The 1,226-nt window shown below is 34.7% G+C and carries 2 protein-coding genes; both read right to left on the reverse strand.

The window, feature by feature from the left end; genetic code table 11:
* Positions 1 to 30: 30 nt before the first annotated feature.
* Entirely contained in the window at positions 31 to 975 is a 945-nt protein-coding gene (locus tag M2475_RS11390) for an IS3 family transposase (RefSeq protein ID WP_346780376.1), read from the reverse strand.
* Positions 888 to 1,172 carry a transposase gene (locus M2475_RS11395; protein WP_277491663.1) on the reverse strand — a complete coding sequence of 95 codons (285 nt, stop codon included), beginning with the start codon at positions 1,170 to 1,172 and terminating at the stop codon, positions 888 to 890. The genes M2475_RS11390 and M2475_RS11395 overlap by 88 nt, the downstream gene beginning before the upstream one ends.
* Positions 1,173 to 1,226: the final 54 nt, after the last annotated feature.

Consider the following 1,226-nt stretch of genomic DNA (forward strand, 5'->3'; position numbering starts at 1 on the left):
GGGAACTGCAACAGTTTAATTGACAACTAGTTAAGATACATGTGATATTTGTTGTTGGTACTTATAGGGTGTCATCATAAACTTGGTATGAATACGCTCGTGTATATAATAAGTATCAATATAGTTAGCAATGAGAACTTTCATCTCTGCTTTCGTCTTATGACGGTTGGGATAGATAAGTTCTCTTTTTATACTCTTATGGAACGATTCTATAACGGCATTATCTGCTGGTGTTCCTGGTGCACTCATCGAATGCTTAATGTCTTTGTTTTCTAATAATTCTTGATATCTATGGGAAGTATATTGCGAACCTCTATCTCCATGAATAATCGTTGGCAGTTTCCCTATATACTCTACCAAGGGATCTATCACAATATGCATTTTCATATTTGTTGCGATTTTATAACATCTTGGGATTCGTGTTGTTAAATCAATATAGGTACTTAGATACAAACGACCATCACTGCATGTGATATAGGTAATATCAGTGACCCATATATAATCAACAACTTCTTGATCAAATTGACGCTGTAAGAGATTTTCTTTGATATATTCTTCTATGGGCTTTTCTTTGCCATATTCCTTAGTACGTTTCCGATATCCTTTCGCAACTAACCCTGCTCTTTGCATCAACATAGCGACCACCCGTTTATTGGTTTCAATGCCTTCGTCATATAACTGTTGTGCAATTCTAGGGGATCCATAGCGTCCTTCATGTTGTTTGAATACACGATGAATCTCCTGTGTTAAGAATTGATGTTTTAATGCTCTTTGTGAAGTAGTGGAAGATAGCCAACGATAATAACCTTGTCTAGTAACATTCAATAATTTAGCACTTTGTGAAATTGAGTATCGATTTTTATAAGTATGTATGAATCTAAATCTAACTATTTTTTTTGCTTCACAAAGTGTTCGAACTTTTTTAGAATTTCGGTTTCCTTTTTTAATTCTTCTACTTGCTTTTGTAAGGCGTATATATCAGCTTTATCAGGTAATCTATTACCTTGCCCTGAGAAGGCTTTATTTTGGTAACGACGATACTCCGATAGCCAACGTGAAACAATGGGGCGCGAGATTGAATATTCCTTAGCTACATTAGATACCGTTGTTACTTCACTTTCTATGTCTTTACAGACTTTTAGCTTAAATTTCTTATCATATTGTTTTCTCATAGTCTCTCCTTTTTGGTAACTTATCTTACTGTCAACTAAAGTGTATCATATCCC

Origin of the sequence: Breznakia sp. PF5-3 (assembly GCF_029504745.1) — a bacterium.
Classification (GTDB): domain Bacteria; phylum Bacillota_I; class Bacilli_A; order Erysipelotrichales; family Erysipelotrichaceae; genus Breznakia.